We start from the raw sequence: 16,491 nt of genomic DNA on the forward strand, positions 1-16,491 counted from the left end.
AAATCGCCGGACGCAGATCCGTTCCAATCGGCCAGGGAATATCGCTCGAGGTAGCTACGCCGACCGCTTCACCGCCTCGCGTCCCGATTCCGCAACATCGAGCCGTCCCAGCATCGTCCTCGCCCGCTCGGCGCAATGCTCGATCAGCCAGCGCTCGAAGGCGACCGGCGGTAGCGCGGGGGCGTAGAGGAAGCCCTGGACAACGTCACAGCCGATCCCGGCCAGCGTCTTGCGCTGGCCCTCGGTCTCGACGCCCTCGGCAACGACGGTCATGCCGAGGCCCTGGCCGACGCGGACCACGGCGGTGGCAATCGCGAGCGCTCCGGCGTCACGCTCGATGTCGCGCATGAAACTGCGGTCGATCTTCAATTCGCGAATCGGAAGATGCGCAAGCCGGCTGAGACTCGAATAGCCGGTGCCGAAATCGTCGACGGAGAGGCCGACGCCGAGCTCGCGGATCGCGTTCATCGTCTCCAGCGCTGCGGCGCCGTCCTGCATGAACGCGCCTTCGGTGATCTCCAGCATCAGCGCGTCCGCAGGCAGATCGTGCTCGGCCAGGATGTCTTCGAGCCGCGCGGCCAGCGTGACGTTGCGGAAGTTGATCGGCGACAGGTTCACCGACACGCAAGAAATGTTCAGGCCGGCGCGGCGCCAGCTCGCCATCTGCCGGCACGCCTCGCGCACCGACCACAGGCCGATCTGCTCGATCAGGCCGCATTCCTCGGCGAGCGGAATGAATTTGGCCGGCGAGACGTCGCCGAGCACGGCATCATGCCAGCGCGCCAAGGCCTCGACGCCATGGATCGCGCCGTCGCAGCTGCGGACCTGCGGCTGGTAGCTGAGGCTCAGCGTGCCTTCCGCGATGGCACGGCGGAGCGCTGCGATCAGCGCCAGCCGCTGCTCGGTGAGCCCGTTCATCTCGGCGCTGAAGATGCGATGGGTCGAACGACCGGCCTGCTTGGCCATGTACATAGCGGCGTCGGCCTGCTGCATTAGGGTATCGATATCGGTGGCATGATCCGGATAGAGGCTGATGCCGATGCTGACGGACATCGGCATCAGCTTCGATCCGAGCCGCAGCGGACGAGCCAGCGCATCGGTGATGTCGGCCGCGACGCGGTCGGCGGTCGCGGCGTCACGCTGCGGCAGCAGGATGACGAACTCGTCGCCGCCGAGCCGGCCCAGCATGTCGCCGGGGCCGATTTGCTCGCGCAGGCGCTGCGCCAGCTGGACCAGGAGCTCGTCGCCGGCGGCATGACCGAGCGTGTCGTTGACGTCCTTGAAACGATCGACGTCCAGGAAGGCCAGCGCGACGTGGCCGCCGGTGGGGCAGGCGCCGATCGCGGTGGTGATCAGATGCCGGAGCTGAGCCCGGTTCGGCAGACCGGTGAGGATGTCGTGATAGGCGAGCCGCGCGATTTCGGCGCGGGCCTCCTTGCGCTCGATCGCGAAGGCGCCGAGGCTGACGCAGGCCTCGACGATGCGCCGGTGCCAATTGCTCGGCGCGCGCGGCTCGCGATAGTAGAACGCGAAGGTCGCGATGACGCGGCCGTCCTTGGCCTTGATCGGGGTCGACCAGCAGGCGCGCAGGCCGATCCCGAGCGGCATCGTCTTGTAAGGCTGCCAGCGCGGATCCGTCTCCAGATCGGTCGCCAGCACCGGCTCGCCATGGAAGGCCGCGCTTCCGCAGGAGCCGACGTTGGGGCCGATTGCGACGCCGTCGAGCGCACGGGAATAATCCTCAGGCAGGCTCGGACCCCCGAGCGGATGGATCAAGCCGGCGGCGTCGATGTGAAGCAGCGAACTGACGACGTCGGGTGCGATCTCCTCGACGCGGCGGCACAGCCGGTCTGCGATCTCACCGATCGGCACCTCGTCCGCGAGCGCGCTCATGATGAGTTGCTGGAGCGAGCGCAGCTGCTTCGTCTCGGTGATGTCGTCGAGCAGCACGAAGATGTATTTGACCCGCCCCTTGCCGTCGCGGAAGGCATCGATCCGCGCGGAGACCCAGATTTCCTCCCCGTTCTTGTCGTAAACCAGCACCTCCGTCTCGCCGCCATGACCACCGCGCTTGAGGCGGCCGACCCACTTGGCGACGGCCCTGCGATCGGTGTAGCGGCCGGCAATGAGCTCGCTGGCGCGGCGGCCTTCGGCCTCGTCGCTACTGTAGCCGAACAGCGCCGTGAACGCCGAGTTGACATAGACGATGTTCTGCTCGACATCGGTGATGATCACCGCGCGGTTGGTCTGGTCGGAAACGGCGTTGAGGAGCCCGATCCTTGCGCGGCGGTCAGCGTCGACAGTGACGTCGCGTGCAAACACGATATGATGGGCGGAGCTACCGACCGTCGCTGACGACACCGACACCATCGCCCTGATGCGGCTGCCGTCGCGCCGTACGAGGCTGATCTCCTCGCGGAAAGCGACGGTCGCGCCAGGCTGGAGGCAATTGAGGGTGAGAACGGCGGCATCGCAGCCGAGCACGTCGGCCGCGGGAAGCTTCCAGAGGCTCTCTGCGGCGGGGTTGAAATATGCGATACTGTGCGCGTCATCGACGATGACGACGGCATCCTCGGCGCGTTCGAGCGCGGCCCAGAGCACGTCCGGCTTTTCGGCTGCAAGACAATCGGTGGCGGACATCGTCAGACCAGAAATATCGGGAATAAACGGCAATCGGCTGAGACTAGCGTTCCGATGGTGTCCAAGACGTTCTTGCCGATCCACCGCATCCGGCCAAGGCGCGACATGCTTAACGTTCGGCGAAAGCGCCGAAGGTACCTTGATGCGTACAGGTCTTAGTCGGAGCCGGTCTTGACCGTATGCAGCCGGCCGGCCACGGCTCGCACTTTGCCCGGCGCTGCTCGCCAGATCGCGAGCGCCGACAAGCCACTCACGAGGATGGCGATGCCGAAAGCGAGCGTGTAGTCGCCGGAACGATCATGGAGCAGGCCGGTGACCCACGGTCCGGCCGCGCCACCCGCGAGCGCCGCCAGCATGATGGTGCCGAAGATGCTGCCCTGGTGCCGGCCCTGGAAGATCTCGAACACCACCGCGCCCATGATCGAGGTGAGACCGTAGCCGAGCGCGCCTTGCGTCAACACCATGAGATAGACCAGCCAGAGCGAAGGCTGATATTTCAGCGCGATCAGCGCGGCGAAGCAGACGACGAAGCCTGCGCAGCTGATCGCCCAGACCCATTCCCGGCCGATGCGGTCGGAGACATGGCCGAGCAGGATCTGGCCTGGAATGCCGAGGAGGCTGACGATGCCGAGCGCCCACACCGCAACACTGGAGCTGAAGCCGATGTCGAGCAGGAACTTGGTCTGGTGCACCTGCACCGCGTACCAGATGTAAAGGCCGCAGAAATAGCCGAGCGCGATCCACCAGAATCGCGCGGTCGCAACGGCGCGCTTCAGCGTCCAATCTGTATTGGCCCAGACGGCGTCGACCACATTGGAGATCGGTTTCGGGGCTCCTGCGGCCGGAGCGGCATCGCCGTCCGGCTGAAGGCCGATGTCCTCGGGACGCTTGCGCAGCAGCAGATTGATCGGCGCCAGCGCGATCAGGACAAGCAGGCCCATTGCGGTGCAGGCGGTGCGCCAGCCGGTCTGCTCGATCATGTGCTGCACCCATGGCAGCAGCGTCACCGAGCCGATGCCGACACCGGCGAAGGCGATGCCGATGGCGAAGCCGCGCTTGCGGATGAACCAGTTCGGCAGGAACAGTGACTGGCCGGAATAGCCGAGACAGACGCTGCCGGCGCCGACCATGACGCCGATGGTGACATAGAGATGCCAGGGTGCGCTGGTCAGCGGCGCCAGCAACAGTCCGCCGGCCATCAGCACGACGCCGAGCTCCATCACCGCGCGCGGGCCGGCGCGATCCATCAGGCGGCCGATCAGCGGGCTGACCACACCCGACACCACGAAGCCGAAGGAGAATGCGCCCGCAGTGACGCCGCGCTCCCAGCCGAACTCGGAGATGATAGGCGGAAAAAACAACGAGAAGGCCGTGCGCGCGTTGACGCCGATGGCCATGGTGACGAAGGTCACGGCGACCACGACCCAGCCGTAGAAGAACGGAAGCCGCATGTTGATGTGTTTCATCCCTGGACGGTCCTTCGGACCATCTCGGGTTCGCCGGGTCAAGCGCTTTTCGCGCATGGCCCGCAGACGCGCTCAGGCGGCGTCGAGGCGTGACGATTTGGCTGGCGCGTCGAACAGGATTCGCTCGATCGGCTGCGGCCGGCCGAACAGATAGCCTTGCGCGAAATTGACGCCGAGCGCCTTCAGCCGGTCGAACTCTTCGCCGGTCTCGACGCCTTCGGCGGTGACCGACATGTCCAGTCCGCGCGCCAGCGTGACTATCGAGGAGATGATGGCGGAAGAGCGCGGCTGCTGGGTGAGATTGCGAATGAACGACTTGTCGACCTTGATCTTGTCGAACGGGAACGCGGTCAGGTAGCTGAGCGAGGAATAGCCGGTGCCGAAATCGTCGAGCGCGAGCTCGACGCCGAGCTGCTTTAGCCTCTCCATGAAGGCGTGGTTCTCGCTGCCACGCTCCAGCAGCACGGATTCCGTGATCTCGATCTCGAGCCGCTGCGGCGGCAGCCCGGAATCCGCCAGCGCTCCGCAGATCATGTCGAACAGGTCGGCTTCCTTGAACTGGATCGGCGACAGATTGACGGCGACCATGAGATCGGAGGGCCAGCCAGCCGCATCCGCGCAGGCGCGCCGCAGCACGAATTCGCCGAGCGGCACGATCAGCCCGGTCTCTTCCGCGAGCGCAATGAACTGGTCCGGCGGGATCAGCCCGCGCAACGGATGCCGCCAGCGCACCAGCGCCTCGAAGCCGCGTCGTTCGCCGCTGAGGGCATCGACGAACGGCTGGTAATGCACCTCCAGCTGGCAACACGCGATGGCGTCGCGCAGGTCTCCTTCCAGCGTGTTGCGGGCCTCCAGCTCGGCCGACATCGCTTCGTCATAGATGGTGAAGCAGTTGCGGCCTGCCGATTTCGAACGATAGAGCGCGAGATCCGCTTTCTTCAGGAGCTGCTCCTGATCGCCGCCGTGATCCGGCGCGACCGCGATGCCGATGCTGGTGCCGATCTCGACGCGGTGTCCGGGCAGCAGGAACGGTTCGCTCACGAGCTTGGCGATCCGGGCCGCCAGCTCGGTCGAGCAGGCGCGTTGATCCTCCCCGGCTTCCTGGATGATGGCGAATTCGTCGCCGCCGAGCCGCGCCAGCACGTCGTTGGCGCGCAGTGCGGATTTCAGCCGCTGCGCCACCTGGCGCAGCAGCGCATCGCCGGCGGCATGACCGAGGGAGTCGTTGACGTTCTTGAAACGGTCGAGGTCGAGCATCAGGATCGCGAAGGGCAGACCCCTCACACCCAGCTGGTTGTTCATCTCGTCGAGCCGGGTGAGGAAGAAGGCACGGTTCGGCAGGCCGGTGAGGATGTCGGTCTGGGCAAGCTCGAGCACCCGCCGGTTGGCCAGCGACAGCCGCCGCGAGTTGCGGCTGGCGAGCATGAGATAGGTCGACAGCGACAGCGTCAGCAGCATGCCGACGATGAGGACCGCGACCGCGCGATCGTAAGTCGTCGCCAGCGGACCGCCGGCAGCAGGAACCGCCTTCACCTGCCAATCGATGTCGCCGATCCTGAGGTTGCCCGACCAATGCCGGGCGTTCGCGACGTCCCGCATCGACTGCGGCGCCGTGGCAGCCGACGAATAATCCGGCAATGTTTCCGCAAGGCTGACGATCTGCGCCGTGAAGGGCGGGTAAACGTTCATGCTGACCGCGGGGCTTGCTCCGGTGGTCACGCGAATGGACTGGATCAGCAGCGGCAGGTCGAAGATGCCGATCACGAAGCCGGAGAGATTTCTACGCCGATCGGCGATCTCCTCGCGCGAGGTTCCCTTGGCGTAGACGGGAACGGCGACGAGGACGTCGGGCACTTGGCCGCCGCCCTCCTTCGGTTCGAACAGGCGCGTGCGGAGGGCTGCGACGCGGTCGTTGTCGCGGGCGCGCTCCAGCACCGCCCGGCGCTCCGGAACGGTGGTGTAGTCCATGCCGTAGACCGACGAGGTCTTCGGCCGCGTCGAGTAGAACACCGGGAAATACTCGTCGCTCTGCGGCGCGGTGGCGAAGCTCTCGCCCTGGAGCGACTTGATGCGATAGCCCGACACGCCGTCCCTGATCGCGGCGATTTCGTATTCGGCGCGCTCCTTGCGGCTGACGCGCGGCAACCAGGCGACGCGCAGCATGCCGGGGTGACGCTCGAACAGGCGGGCACTGAAGGTCTCGAATTCGCTGCGGGTGACTTCCTCGTTGGTAGATTCGAACAGCGTGCGCAGTGCGAGAAGCCGCGATATGTACTCGTTCATGCCGTTCTGCATGACGATCGCCTGGGTCTCGGCCGCGTTCTCGAACTCGATTCTGTTGACGCGATCCTCCCACCGCGCCACGGCGGCAGCGCCCAGGACGGAGAATAGCAGGCCGACGCCGACCGCGACGAGCGCAGGCTGGTAGAGCCCGAGCAGCGGCGCGGCACGCCACCATCCGCCGCCGCGCCTCCGATCCTGATCATTCTGATCGCGACCGTCCATCTTAAAGCCGCTGTCCCCTTGTCCGCGACGAACCGAACCTCTGGTTGAGGTGCCGGCCGCGCTATCGGAGCAAGACGGCGGTTAAGAACTGCACAATTTCGGAAAGCAGTCTTTCCGCAATGCGGAAATTAGTTAACGAAGTGCCTGACCGATCCCGGAATTCCGGACTTATGTTGCCGACTTTGCCCGGACTACTACGGACATTCTTCGCCGTGCCGCTTAGCGAGCTATTCAGGCTCGCGAGGCTAGGTTGCGCAAGGTTTCCTCGAACGATCCGGCCAATGCTCACGATGTATCGATTCCGATCAGCCAGATCCGTCGTCCTGACCATCGTGCTTCTTGCCGCGGCCACGCTCCCGGCCAGGGGCGACGAGGCCGGCGTCAGCGTGGATACGATCCTGTTCGGCCAGGCCGCGGCTCTGGAGGGCCCCTCCTCCATGCTCGGGCGGCGCATGCGCCAAGGCATCGTCGCGGCGTTCACCGAGATCAACGCCAAGGGCGGCGTCCACGGCCGCAAGCTGCAACTCGTCAGCCGTGACGACGGCTACGATCCCGACCGCTCCGCGGCGCAGACGCTGAGCCTGATCGACGATGACAAGGTGTTCGCGCTGATTGGCGCGGTGGGCACGCCGACTGCGATGGCGACGATTCCGATCACCAGCGTCAGGAACGTCCCCTTCATCGGCCCTTTCACCGGTGCCGAATTCCTGCGCGATCTGGAGCTTCCGAACGTCGTCAACATCCGCGCGAGCTATGGCGCGGAGGCGGAAGCCTGGATCAAGCATCTCACCGAGGATCGCAGGTTCACCCGCATCGGGATCTTTTACCAGGACGATTCCTTCGGCCGCGACGGTCTCGTCGGCGTGAAGCGTGCGCTCGCCAGGCGCGGCCTCGAGCTCGCCGCCGAAGGCACTTTCGAGCGCAACACCCGCGCGGTCGCCCAGGCCTGGCGGATGATCAAGCGCGCCGACCCGGAGGCCATCGTGATGGTCGGGACCTACGGGCCCTGCGCGGAGTTCATCAAGCTCGCACGCCGCAGCGGCGCCGATCCGACCTTCGTCAACATCTCCTTCGTCGGCGCCAACGCGCTCGCCGCCGAACTCGGCCCCGAGGGCGAAGGCGTCATCGTCTCGCAGGTCGTACCGTTTCCCTGGGACCGCTCGCTCAAGCTCGTCGCCGACTACCAGGCGGCGCAGAAGGCGTTCGATCCGGCGTTGACGCCGGATTTCGTGTCGCTGGAAGGCTACCTCGCCGGACGCCTCGCGGCCGCCGCGCTGGAAAAGGCCGGTTCCAACCCCACGCGTGCAAACCTGCTGCGCGCAATCAACGATGTCGGCCGTTTCGACATCAGCGGCAGCACCGTCACCGTCGGCACGCGCATGCTCGACACGCCGCCGAAGGTGTTCCTGACGGTGATCCAGAAAGACGGTACGTTCAAGGCGGTGGACCGGCTTTAGGACTGCCGCGATGGGCCGCCCGGCATGGCCTGCCCCATTTTGCCGCAGCGTGATCCAGAGCACAGACCGACTCATGGTGCAGACTTATAAGAGATGACATCATCGCGCGCATTGCCGATGGAGGTGACTTCATGCGCCGTCCAGTTCTTCGTAGTTTGTTTCTCGCATCCGGTGTTCTCGCCCTCGCCCAATTGACCATCCCTACGGAGGCCGCCGCGGAAGCGCGGCTTGCGCTGGTGATCGGTCAGTCGGCCTATCGCACCGTCCCGGAGCTGCCCAACGCCGCCAACGACGCCAAGGGCATGACGGAACTGCTCGGCAATGCCGGCTTCACCGTCACCACCGCCGCCAACCTGGCGCAGACCGAAATGCGCGCGGCGATCTCGGACTTCGCCGGCAAGGTCAGTGCCAGCGGCCCCGACACGGTCGCCTTGGTGTTCTATGCCGGCCACGGGCTTCAGATCGACGGCGAGAACTATCTCGTTCCGGTCGATCTCGATCCCAAGCGCGAGGCGGACATTCCGCTCCAGGGCGTGCGGCTGAACGACATGCTCAACACGCTCGGCGCGCTGCCGACGCGGGCGCGCATCTTCATGCTGGATGCCTGCCGCAACAATCCGTTCCCCGCGCTCCGCGGCGCCGGCCACGGTCTTGCGATCGTCGACACCAAGGCCGGTGCGCCCGGCTCCTTCATCTCCTATTCGACCTCGCCCGGCGCCGAAGCCGAAGACGGCAACGGCCTCGACAGCCCCTACACGGCGGCCGTGCTGACGGTTGCCAAGCAGCCCAATCTGCCGATCGAGGAAATGTTCAAGCGCATCCGCGTTGCCGTGGCGCAATCGACCGACGGCCGGCAGATCCCCTGGGAAAGCTCATCCCTGACCACCGACTTCAGGTTCTTCGGCGAGAGCAGCGGCAGCACGCCCGCTCTTCCCGGCGCATCCGCGATGGCGCTCGCCGGCGGCACGCGCAGCCTCGAAGACTGGCGCAAGGAATTACGAGGCAAGCCGGCCATGGTCGCCTACGAGCTCGTGATCACCGATGACACCGTCGAGGCGTATCAGGCCTATATCGAGCTTTACGCGCAGGACACCCGCACGCCGCGCCTGCGCACCGTGCTGGAGCGCCGTCGCCAGATGCTGGCCTGGGAGCGCGCCACCGCGATCAACACCCGCGCCTCGTTCGAGGCCTACCTTGTGAACTGGGACAATAGCGACCTGGCTGCAACGGCTCGCCGGTTGCTGCAGCGCGTCCAGAACCGCAATTACGGCCAACCCGTCGCGGCTGCTTCGACACCCGTCCCGGTCGCCGTCGCGACGGCACCGACCTGCCCATGCTCGACGCCGACGCCGGCGACGCCCGTCAATCCGAGCGTTCCGCCCACCATCAAGAAACGCGTCGACGACACCCCGCCGAAGCGCAAGGTCGTCGAGACGCCGCCGAAGCCGCGCCGCCCGCCCCCACCCGACGAAGTGGTCGTCTACGAGCGTGCCCCGCCGCCGCCCCCGCCCGCAGCCGTGGGTGTCGGCATCGGGATCGGGATCGGGATGAGCCGCGGCGGCTACGGCGGAGGCTATGGTGGCGGCGGCTATGGCGGCCCGGCACGTGGCGACTACCGCAGGTATTGAGCCGATCCGGCATGAATTCGCACCGGCCCGCGCCCATCGCGCGGGCCGTATCTATTGCGACAGCACCGGACGATCGCGCGAAACAGCATCTGCGCCGTCTTGAGATCGTCCCCGATGGCGATCCGTGCGGTCGGCGCTGTGCGCTACGCTTGCGGCACGATCTTGCCGGGGTTGAAGATGTTGAGCGGATCGAGCGCTTGCTTCAGCGCTCGCATCGCATCCAGCGCTTCGGGGCCGAGCTCCGCCTCGAGATATTTCTGCTTGCCCTGGCCGATGCCGTGCTCGCCGGTGCAGGTGCCGTCCATGGCCTGCGCGCGCTGGACCAGGCGATGCATGAACTCCTCGCCGCGCGCCATCTCGTCGGCATCGTTGGTATCGCAGACCAGCGAGCAGTGAAAATTGCCGTCGCCGACATGGCCGACGATCGGCGATAGCAAATTGAGGCGCTTGAGATCCTCCTCGGTCTCGCCGACGCAATCGGCGAGCCGGGAGATCGGTACGCAGACGTCGGTCGCGACCACGCCGATGCTGTCGCCGGGCCGCAGCGCCTTGACGGACCAATAGGCATCGTGCCGCGCCTGCCATAGCTTGGTGCGGTCCTCCGGCTTGGTGGTCCAGGAGAACTCGCCGCCGCCGCAATCCCGCGCGATCTCGCCGAAGGCCTTGGACTGCTCGGCAACTTCGATCTCGCTGCCGTGGAATTCCATCAAGAGCAGCGGCGTCTCCGGCAGCGTCAGCTTGGAATAGGCGTTGCAGGCCTTGACCTGCGCGGCGTTGAGCAGCTCGATGCGCGCGACGGGAATGCCGGTCTGGATCGCCAGGATCACGGCCTGGCAGGCCCCGTGCACGGTCTCGAACGACACCGCGCCCGCCGCGATCGTCTCGGGAATGCCGCGCAGCCGGATGGTCAGCTCGGAAATGATGCCGAGCGTGCCTTCGGCGCCGACGAACAGATGCGTCAGGTCGTAGCCCGCCGAGGATTTCTTCGCGCGCGTACCGGTGGTGATGATCTCGCCATCGCCGCGCACCACTTTCAGCGCCAGCACGCTGTCGCGCATGGTGCCGTAGCGCACTGCATTGGTGCCGGAGGCGCGGGTCGAGGCCATGCCGCCGAGCGAGGCATCGGCGCCGGGATCGATCGGGAAGAACAGGCCCTGGTCACGCAGATGCTCGTTCAGCGCCTTGCGGGTGACGCCGGGCTGGATCACGCAGTCGAGGTCCTCGGCGTGCACCGCCAGCACCTTGTTCATGTCGCGCAGGTCGATCGAGATGCCTCCTGCGGGCGCGTTGACCTGGCCCTCCAGCGAGGTGCCGGTGCCGAAGGCAATGACGGGCACGCGATGTTTGGCGCAGATCCGCACCACGTCCTGGATGTCGGCAGTCCCCTGCGCCATGACCACGCCGTCGGGCGGCTGGTTCGGTATCCAGGTGGTGGTATGGCCATGCTGCTCGCGCACGGCCTGCGAGGTGATGAGGCGGTTGCCGAAGCGTGCGGCAAGCTGCTCCAGCGCGCCAGCAAGGGCTTTCGGCTCCGGCCGCGGCGGACTATTGGTGATGGTGGTGCCCACGGAATTCCTCCCGACAGAAGAACCGTGGCAAAGGACATAAAGCCGGTCAAGTCAAGCGACCGCACGCATAGCTTGGGAAGGAAACATGCCGGAGACTGCCGCCTCAAAGCCTGACGCAGCGCCGTTCCGCGCCTCGATCATGCAGATCGAGCCGCAATGGATCGACTATAATGGCCATCTCAACATGGCCTATTACAACGTGATGTTTGACCGGGCGATCGACCAGCTCTGGGCCGAGATCGGCATCGGGCCAGGCTATATGAAGGAGCGCGGCGGCTCGACCTTTACCGCCGAATGCCACGTGCGCTATCTGCGCGAGATCCATCTCGGCGATCCCGTGCAGGTCTTCGTCTGGCTGCTCGAGGCCGATGACAAGCGGCTGCACACATTCGAGGAGATGCGGCACGCAAGCGAGGGCTGGCTGTCGGCGACGTCCGAGAACATGTCGCTGCACATGGACATGAATGCACGGCGCGTCGCGCCGTTTCCGCCCGACATCCGCGACCGTATCGCCGGGATCACCAAGGCCCACGGCGCCGTGTCGCGGCCTGAGGGCATCGGCCGCAGCGTGGCGATGCCCTCAAAGCGCTGAGCGCTATATCCTGTTGCGCCCTCGGGCGAGGCCGACCACGGCCGAGACCAGGAACAGAACGATCGCGATGAAGAAGATGATCTTGGCGATCTCGATCGAAGCGCCGGCAATGCCGCCGAAGCCCAGGAGACCGGCGATCAGTGCGATAACCAGAAACGTCACAACCCAGCCTAGCATGGTCAAACCCTCGTCTTGATGGTGTCTGCAGTCGACGCGGCTGGCCGCGCCACTTGACCAGACAATCTCAAGGCGGGAACGATTGTTCCGCTCCATTGAACCGCGAAATTCGACACTTCGACGGGAACAAATCGGCCTGCCGCGCACGTGGAAAACCCTCCCCGGCGCCCCATATAGGGACCAATCCCTGTTAAGAAGGCTCCCTTCCCTCACCCCGCGGTGCCATCGTGGGGCCCATGATTCGCATGACCGAGCCGAGCAAGATCACCAGCGTTCCCGACCACCAGCCCGCCGCCGGCGGCATCGCCGCGCGTGCGCGCGCCTCAGTGGGCCCGAAATATCTCGCCGGGCTCAATCCGGAGCAGCGCGAGGCGGTCGAGACGCTGGACGGCCCGGTCCTGGTGCTGGCCGGGGCCGGCACCGGCAAGACGCGCGTCTTGACCACGCGCATCGCCCACATCCTAAGCCAGGGCCGCGCCCGCCCCGCCGAGATCCTGTCGGTGACCTTCACCAACAAGGCCGCGCGCGAGATGAAGCACCGACTCGGCCAGATGCTGGGTCACGCGGTGGAAGGCATGCCGTGGCTCGGCACCTTCCATTCCATCGGCGGCCGCATCCTGCGCTTCCATGCCGAGCTGGCACAGCTCAAGTCGAACTTCACCGTGCTCGACGTCGACGACCAGGTCCGGCTGCTCAAGCAATTGCTCCAGGCCGAGAACATCGACGACAAGCGCTGGCCGGCGCGCATGCTGGCGGGCCTGATCGACGGCTGGAAGAATCGCGGGCTGATGCCCTCGCAAGTGCCCTCCGGGGAGGCCGCGATGTTCGCCAACGGCAAGGGCGGCAAGCTCTATGCGAGCTACCAAGAACGGCTGAAGATCCTGAACGCGGCCGATTTCGGCGATCTGCTGCTGGAGAACATCCGCATCTTCCGCGAGCACCCGGATATCTTGCGGCAGTACCAGCAGCGCTTCAAGTTCATCCTGGTCGACGAGTACCAGGACACCAACGTCGCGCAATATCTCTGGCTGAGGCTGCTGTCGCAGGCGCCGTCGAAGGCCGTCGCGCCCATCGTCATTCCGGAGCGGCTGGAAGAGCCGAATCCGGAATCCCGAGATGAGTCCCCAGCTCCAGATTCCGGGTCTGCGCCTGCGGCGCATCCCGGAATGACGGAGCGAGCGGCGCTGGCGGCAGCAGCTGCTGCCCCCACCAAAAATATCTGCTGCGTCGGCGACGACGACCAGTCGATCTATGGCTGGCGCGGTGCGGAGGTCGACAACATCCTGCGCTTCGATCACGATTTCCCGGGCGCCAAGGTCATCCGCCTCGAGCGCAACTACCGCTCGACCGGCCATATCCTCGCCGCCGCCTCGCATCTGATCGCGCATAACGAAGGCCGGCTCGGCAAGACGCTGCGCACCGAGGACCACGACGGCGAGAAGGTCACGGTGACGGGCTCCTGGGACTCGGAAGAGGAAGCCCGCGGCATCGGGGAGGAGATCGAGCAGCTGCAGCGCCAGGGCGAGAAGCTGAACGAGATCGCCATCCTGGTGCGCGCGTCCTACCAGATGCGCGAATTCGAAGACCGCTTCGTCACGCTCGGCCTGCCCTATCGCGTCATCGGCGGCCCGCGCTTCTACGAGCGCGCCGAGATCCGCGACGCGCTCGCCTATTTGCGCGTCATCAACTCGCCGGCCGACGATCTCGCCTTCGAGCGCATCGTCAATACGCCGAAGCGCGGGCTCGGCGATGCCACCGTGCAGATGCTGCACGACCACGCCCGCAAGCGCCGCATTCCCCTGTTCGAGGCGGCGCGCGCCGTGGTCGAGACCGACGAGCTGAAGCCGAAGGCGCGCGGCTCGCTTCGCGATCTCATCGCGCATTTCGACCGCTGGCGCGCCCAGCGCGAAGTCACCACGCATACCGACCTAGCCCAGATCGTGCTCGACGAGAGCGGCTATACCGAGATGTGGCAGAAGGACCGCTCGGCCGACGCCGCGGGCCGGCTCGAGAACCTGAAAGAGCTGGTGCGCTCGATGGAGGAGTTCGAAAACCTGCAAGGGTTTTTGGAGCACATCTCCCTGGTGATGGACCGCGAGGGCGGCGCCGAGGACGACGCCGTGTCCCTGATGACGCTGCATTCGGCCAAGGGCCTCGAGTTCGACAACGTGTTCCTGCCCGGCTGGGAGGAAGGCCTGTTCCCGAGCCAGCGCACGCTGGACGAACAGGGCCGTGCCGGCCTCGAGGAAGAGCGCCGGCTCGGCCATGTCGGCCTCACCCGCGCGCGCCGCCGCGCAAAGATCTATTTTGCGACCAACCGGCGCATCCACGGCACCTGGTCGACCACGATCCCATCGCGCTTCCTCGACGAATTGCCGGCGGCCAATGTCGAGATCACGGAGTCCAAGGGCGGCTCGGCCTGGGGCGGCAGCGGCGGTTACGGCGCCTCGCGCTTCGACGACATGGAAGCGTTCGGCTCCAGCTACACCACGCCGGGCTGGCAGCGCGCCCAGGCCAATCGCAACCGCAATGGCGGCGGCAGAAGCGGCGGTTTTGAGGAAGAGGCCGCGACGTTCTCCTCGTCGTCCTCCGGACCGGACTTCGGCAGCTTCTCCTCCCGCCGCCGCGGGCCGCTGACCATCGAGGGCGAGCTGGTCGCCAAATCCACCGGCACCACCTCGGAATTTTCGCTGTCCGACCGCGTCTTCCACCAGAAATTCGGCTACGGCCGCGTCACCAAGATCGACGGCAACAAGCTCACCATCGCCTTCGACAAGGCCGGCGAGAAGAAGGTCGTGGACAGTTTCGTGCAGCGGGCGTGAGGCCCCACCATGGCTCAGTACGTCGCCATCATCGAGGATGACGATCCAGACGCTGTCAGCCTGTGGTTTCCCGACCTGCCCAGTTGCATTTCCGGCGGTGACGATCTCGACGAGGCGCTGGAGAATGCGCCCGAGGCGCTCGCATTCTTTGCGCAGGAGCTGGCCGCGGACGGCCGCCAGCTTCCCCCGCCGCGGACGTTGGACGAGCTCAAGGCCGATCCTGAATTTGCCGACGATCTCGGGAAACACACGGCTGTCCTGATCGAATGGCCGCCCCTCGATGCCTCGGAGTGAGGACTGTTCGCCGCACTCCGCGGGCGTTCGACGGTTCTCCCCCCGAACGCCCCTTGACCACCGCGAACTTCCCCGTATCAGATAAACCCATGGTCCGGGGCTCCGTCACATTGATCGTGCTCGCATTGGGGATGCCGTCGCTTGCGGCGGCACAAACCGCGAGCTTTGGCGATTCGATCGGGAAGCTGGCGGCGAGTTGCGGCGCGGAGATCGTCGCCAATTGCCGCGGCGTCAACCCGGATTCCAACCGGCTGAAGGAGTGCCTGTCGCGCAACCGCGACGTGCTCTCGCCGCAATGCTCGAGCGACTATTTCGGGGTGTTCGAAGCCATCCAGAAGCGTGTAGCCGCGCGCATCACGGTGGCGAACGCCTGCCAGCGCGAGATCGTCAAGGTCTGCGGCGGCTCGACCAAGGAGACCAGCAAGTCGGTCCCCTGCCTGGTCTCAACACCCAAGGGCATCAGCAACAACTGCCTGAAGGCCATCGACGATGCGGGGTATCGCTGATGCGCACGAAGGGGCTCACCATCGCGGGAATGGGCATCGCGCTGGGCTTCGTCCTGCTCGCCGGCACTGCACGCGCGCAGATCCCGGCACCGACCCGCGACGACATCGTCGCCAAGCTGAACCGTTTCGAGCAGGCTGCCGAGGTCGACCTTCCCGCCCTGAAGCAGCAGGTGATGGAGCGCGCCAAGACCAGGATCAAGAACGATCCCGGCCCGGTGAACCGGCCCCTGATCGCACCTGACCTCGCCAGGCTGCCCGCCTTCAACGCGCAGATCCAGTTCGACGCCGACACGCCGATCATCCAGCCGGTCTCCTACCAGACCGTCGGCCGCATCGCGGACGCGCTGGTGCACGCCTCGCTGCTGCCCTACACGTTCCTGATCGTCGGCCACGTTGAATCAAACTCGAAGACGCGCGAGGCCAATGCGATCCTGAGCCAGCGCCGGGCCGACGCAATCCGCGACGTGCTGGTCAACACGTTCAAGATCTCGACCAAGCGACTGCATCCGATCGGACTCGGCGAGGAGCAGTTTCTCGACCGGGCCAAGCCGACCTCCGCCGTCAACGGCCAGCTGCAGATCATGACCTATGCCAAGCTGCCGGAGGAGGCGCCGCATCCGGCTGCGGCACCTGCGCCTGCGGCGAAAAAACCCGCCAAGAAGCGCTGAGCCGGCGCGGCTTGCGCGCTCGACGGAACCTGTTGAAGTCCTGAGCTTTTGTGACCTGTCTCACAGCGCGTCCGCGCGGTTTCGCGCGACAATAGTGCCGGTTTGTGCACCGTCCTATCAGGTGCTATAGCCTCTCTTCGCCCTTCCCCGAACCCGTGCCGCATGAGA

The 16,491-nt window shown here is 66.0% G+C and carries 12 protein-coding genes; 7 read left to right on the forward strand and 5 right to left on the reverse strand.

Annotation, left to right across the window (positions count from 1 at the left end):
- Positions 1 to 54: 54 nt before the first annotated feature.
- The 3 genes from AC3WLX_RS14395 to AC3WLX_RS14405 all read right to left on the reverse strand — a co-directional run bounded on the left by AC3WLX_RS14395 (position 55) and on the right by AC3WLX_RS14405 (position 6,611).
- Complete coding sequence (locus tag AC3WLX_RS14395) at positions 55 to 2,640, reverse strand: EAL domain-containing protein (RefSeq protein WP_492336432.1); 2,586 nt, start codon at positions 2,638 to 2,640, stop codon at positions 55 to 57.
- A gap of 155 nt (positions 2,641 to 2,795) precedes the next feature.
- A complete protein-coding gene (locus AC3WLX_RS14400) occupies positions 2,796 to 4,091 on the reverse strand; it encodes an MFS transporter (RefSeq protein ID WP_492337290.1) in 1,296 nt (431 codons plus the stop codon).
- Between the two features lie 87 nt (positions 4,092 to 4,178).
- Positions 4,179 to 6,611, reverse strand: coding sequence for a bifunctional diguanylate cyclase/phosphodiesterase (locus tag AC3WLX_RS14405; protein WP_492336433.1), 2,433 nt, complete (start codon positions 6,609 to 6,611; stop codon positions 4,179 to 4,181).
- Between the two features lie 290 nt (positions 6,612 to 6,901).
- Here AC3WLX_RS14405 and AC3WLX_RS14410 point away from each other — a divergent pair, with 290 nt between their 5' ends.
- On the forward strand, positions 6,902 to 8,068 hold the full coding sequence (locus AC3WLX_RS14410; protein ID WP_492337291.1) for an ABC transporter substrate-binding protein: 1,167 nt from the start codon (positions 6,902 to 6,904) through the stop codon (positions 8,066 to 8,068).
- 131 nt (positions 8,069 to 8,199) lie between these two features.
- Positions 8,200 to 9,696: a caspase family protein gene (locus tag AC3WLX_RS14415; protein WP_492336434.1), complete on the forward strand. Its 1,497-nt coding sequence runs from the start codon at positions 8,200 to 8,202 to the stop codon at positions 9,694 to 9,696.
- A 143-nt stretch (positions 9,697 to 9,839) separates the two neighbouring features.
- Here AC3WLX_RS14415 and AC3WLX_RS14420 read toward each other — a convergent pair whose 3' ends face one another.
- A complete protein-coding gene (locus AC3WLX_RS14420; protein WP_492336435.1) occupies positions 9,840 to 11,264 on the reverse strand; it encodes an FAD-binding oxidoreductase in 1,425 nt (474 codons plus the stop codon).
- Positions 11,265 to 11,349: 85 nt separating this feature from the next.
- Here AC3WLX_RS14420 and AC3WLX_RS14425 point away from each other — a divergent pair, with 85 nt between their 5' ends.
- Positions 11,350 to 11,856, forward strand: coding sequence for a thioesterase family protein (locus AC3WLX_RS14425; RefSeq protein WP_492336436.1), 507 nt, complete (start codon positions 11,350 to 11,352; stop codon positions 11,854 to 11,856).
- A gap of 3 nt (positions 11,857 to 11,859) precedes the next feature.
- Here AC3WLX_RS14425 and AC3WLX_RS14430 read toward each other — a convergent pair whose 3' ends face one another.
- Positions 11,860 to 12,033, reverse strand: a complete 174-nt coding sequence (locus AC3WLX_RS14430) for a DUF1328 domain-containing protein (RefSeq protein ID WP_291628708.1) — start codon at positions 12,031 to 12,033, stop codon at positions 11,860 to 11,862.
- A 236-nt stretch (positions 12,034 to 12,269) separates the two neighbouring features.
- Here AC3WLX_RS14430 and AC3WLX_RS14435 point away from each other — a divergent pair, with 236 nt between their 5' ends.
- From AC3WLX_RS14435 to AC3WLX_RS14450, 4 genes are all read left to right on the forward strand, one after another.
- Positions 12,270 to 14,855 carry an ATP-dependent helicase gene (locus AC3WLX_RS14435; protein WP_492336437.1) on the forward strand — a complete coding sequence of 862 codons (2,586 nt, stop codon included), beginning with the start codon at positions 12,270 to 12,272 and terminating at the stop codon, positions 14,853 to 14,855.
- Positions 14,856 to 14,864: 9 nt separating this feature from the next.
- On the forward strand, positions 14,865 to 15,149 hold the full coding sequence (locus tag AC3WLX_RS14440) for a type II toxin-antitoxin system HicB family antitoxin (protein WP_492336438.1): 285 nt from the start codon (positions 14,865 to 14,867) through the stop codon (positions 15,147 to 15,149).
- Between the two features lie 89 nt (positions 15,150 to 15,238).
- Positions 15,239 to 15,655: a hypothetical protein gene (locus AC3WLX_RS14445; protein ID WP_291628703.1), complete on the forward strand. Its 417-nt coding sequence runs from the start codon at positions 15,239 to 15,241 to the stop codon at positions 15,653 to 15,655.
- A complete protein-coding gene (locus AC3WLX_RS14450) occupies positions 15,655 to 16,323 on the forward strand; it encodes an OmpA family protein (RefSeq protein ID WP_492336439.1) in 669 nt (222 codons plus the stop codon). The genes AC3WLX_RS14445 and AC3WLX_RS14450 overlap by 1 nt, the downstream gene beginning before the upstream one ends.
- Positions 16,324 to 16,491 lie beyond the last annotated feature (168 nt).

It is taken from the genome of Bradyrhizobium sp. FW305-F6 (genome assembly GCF_058782905.1).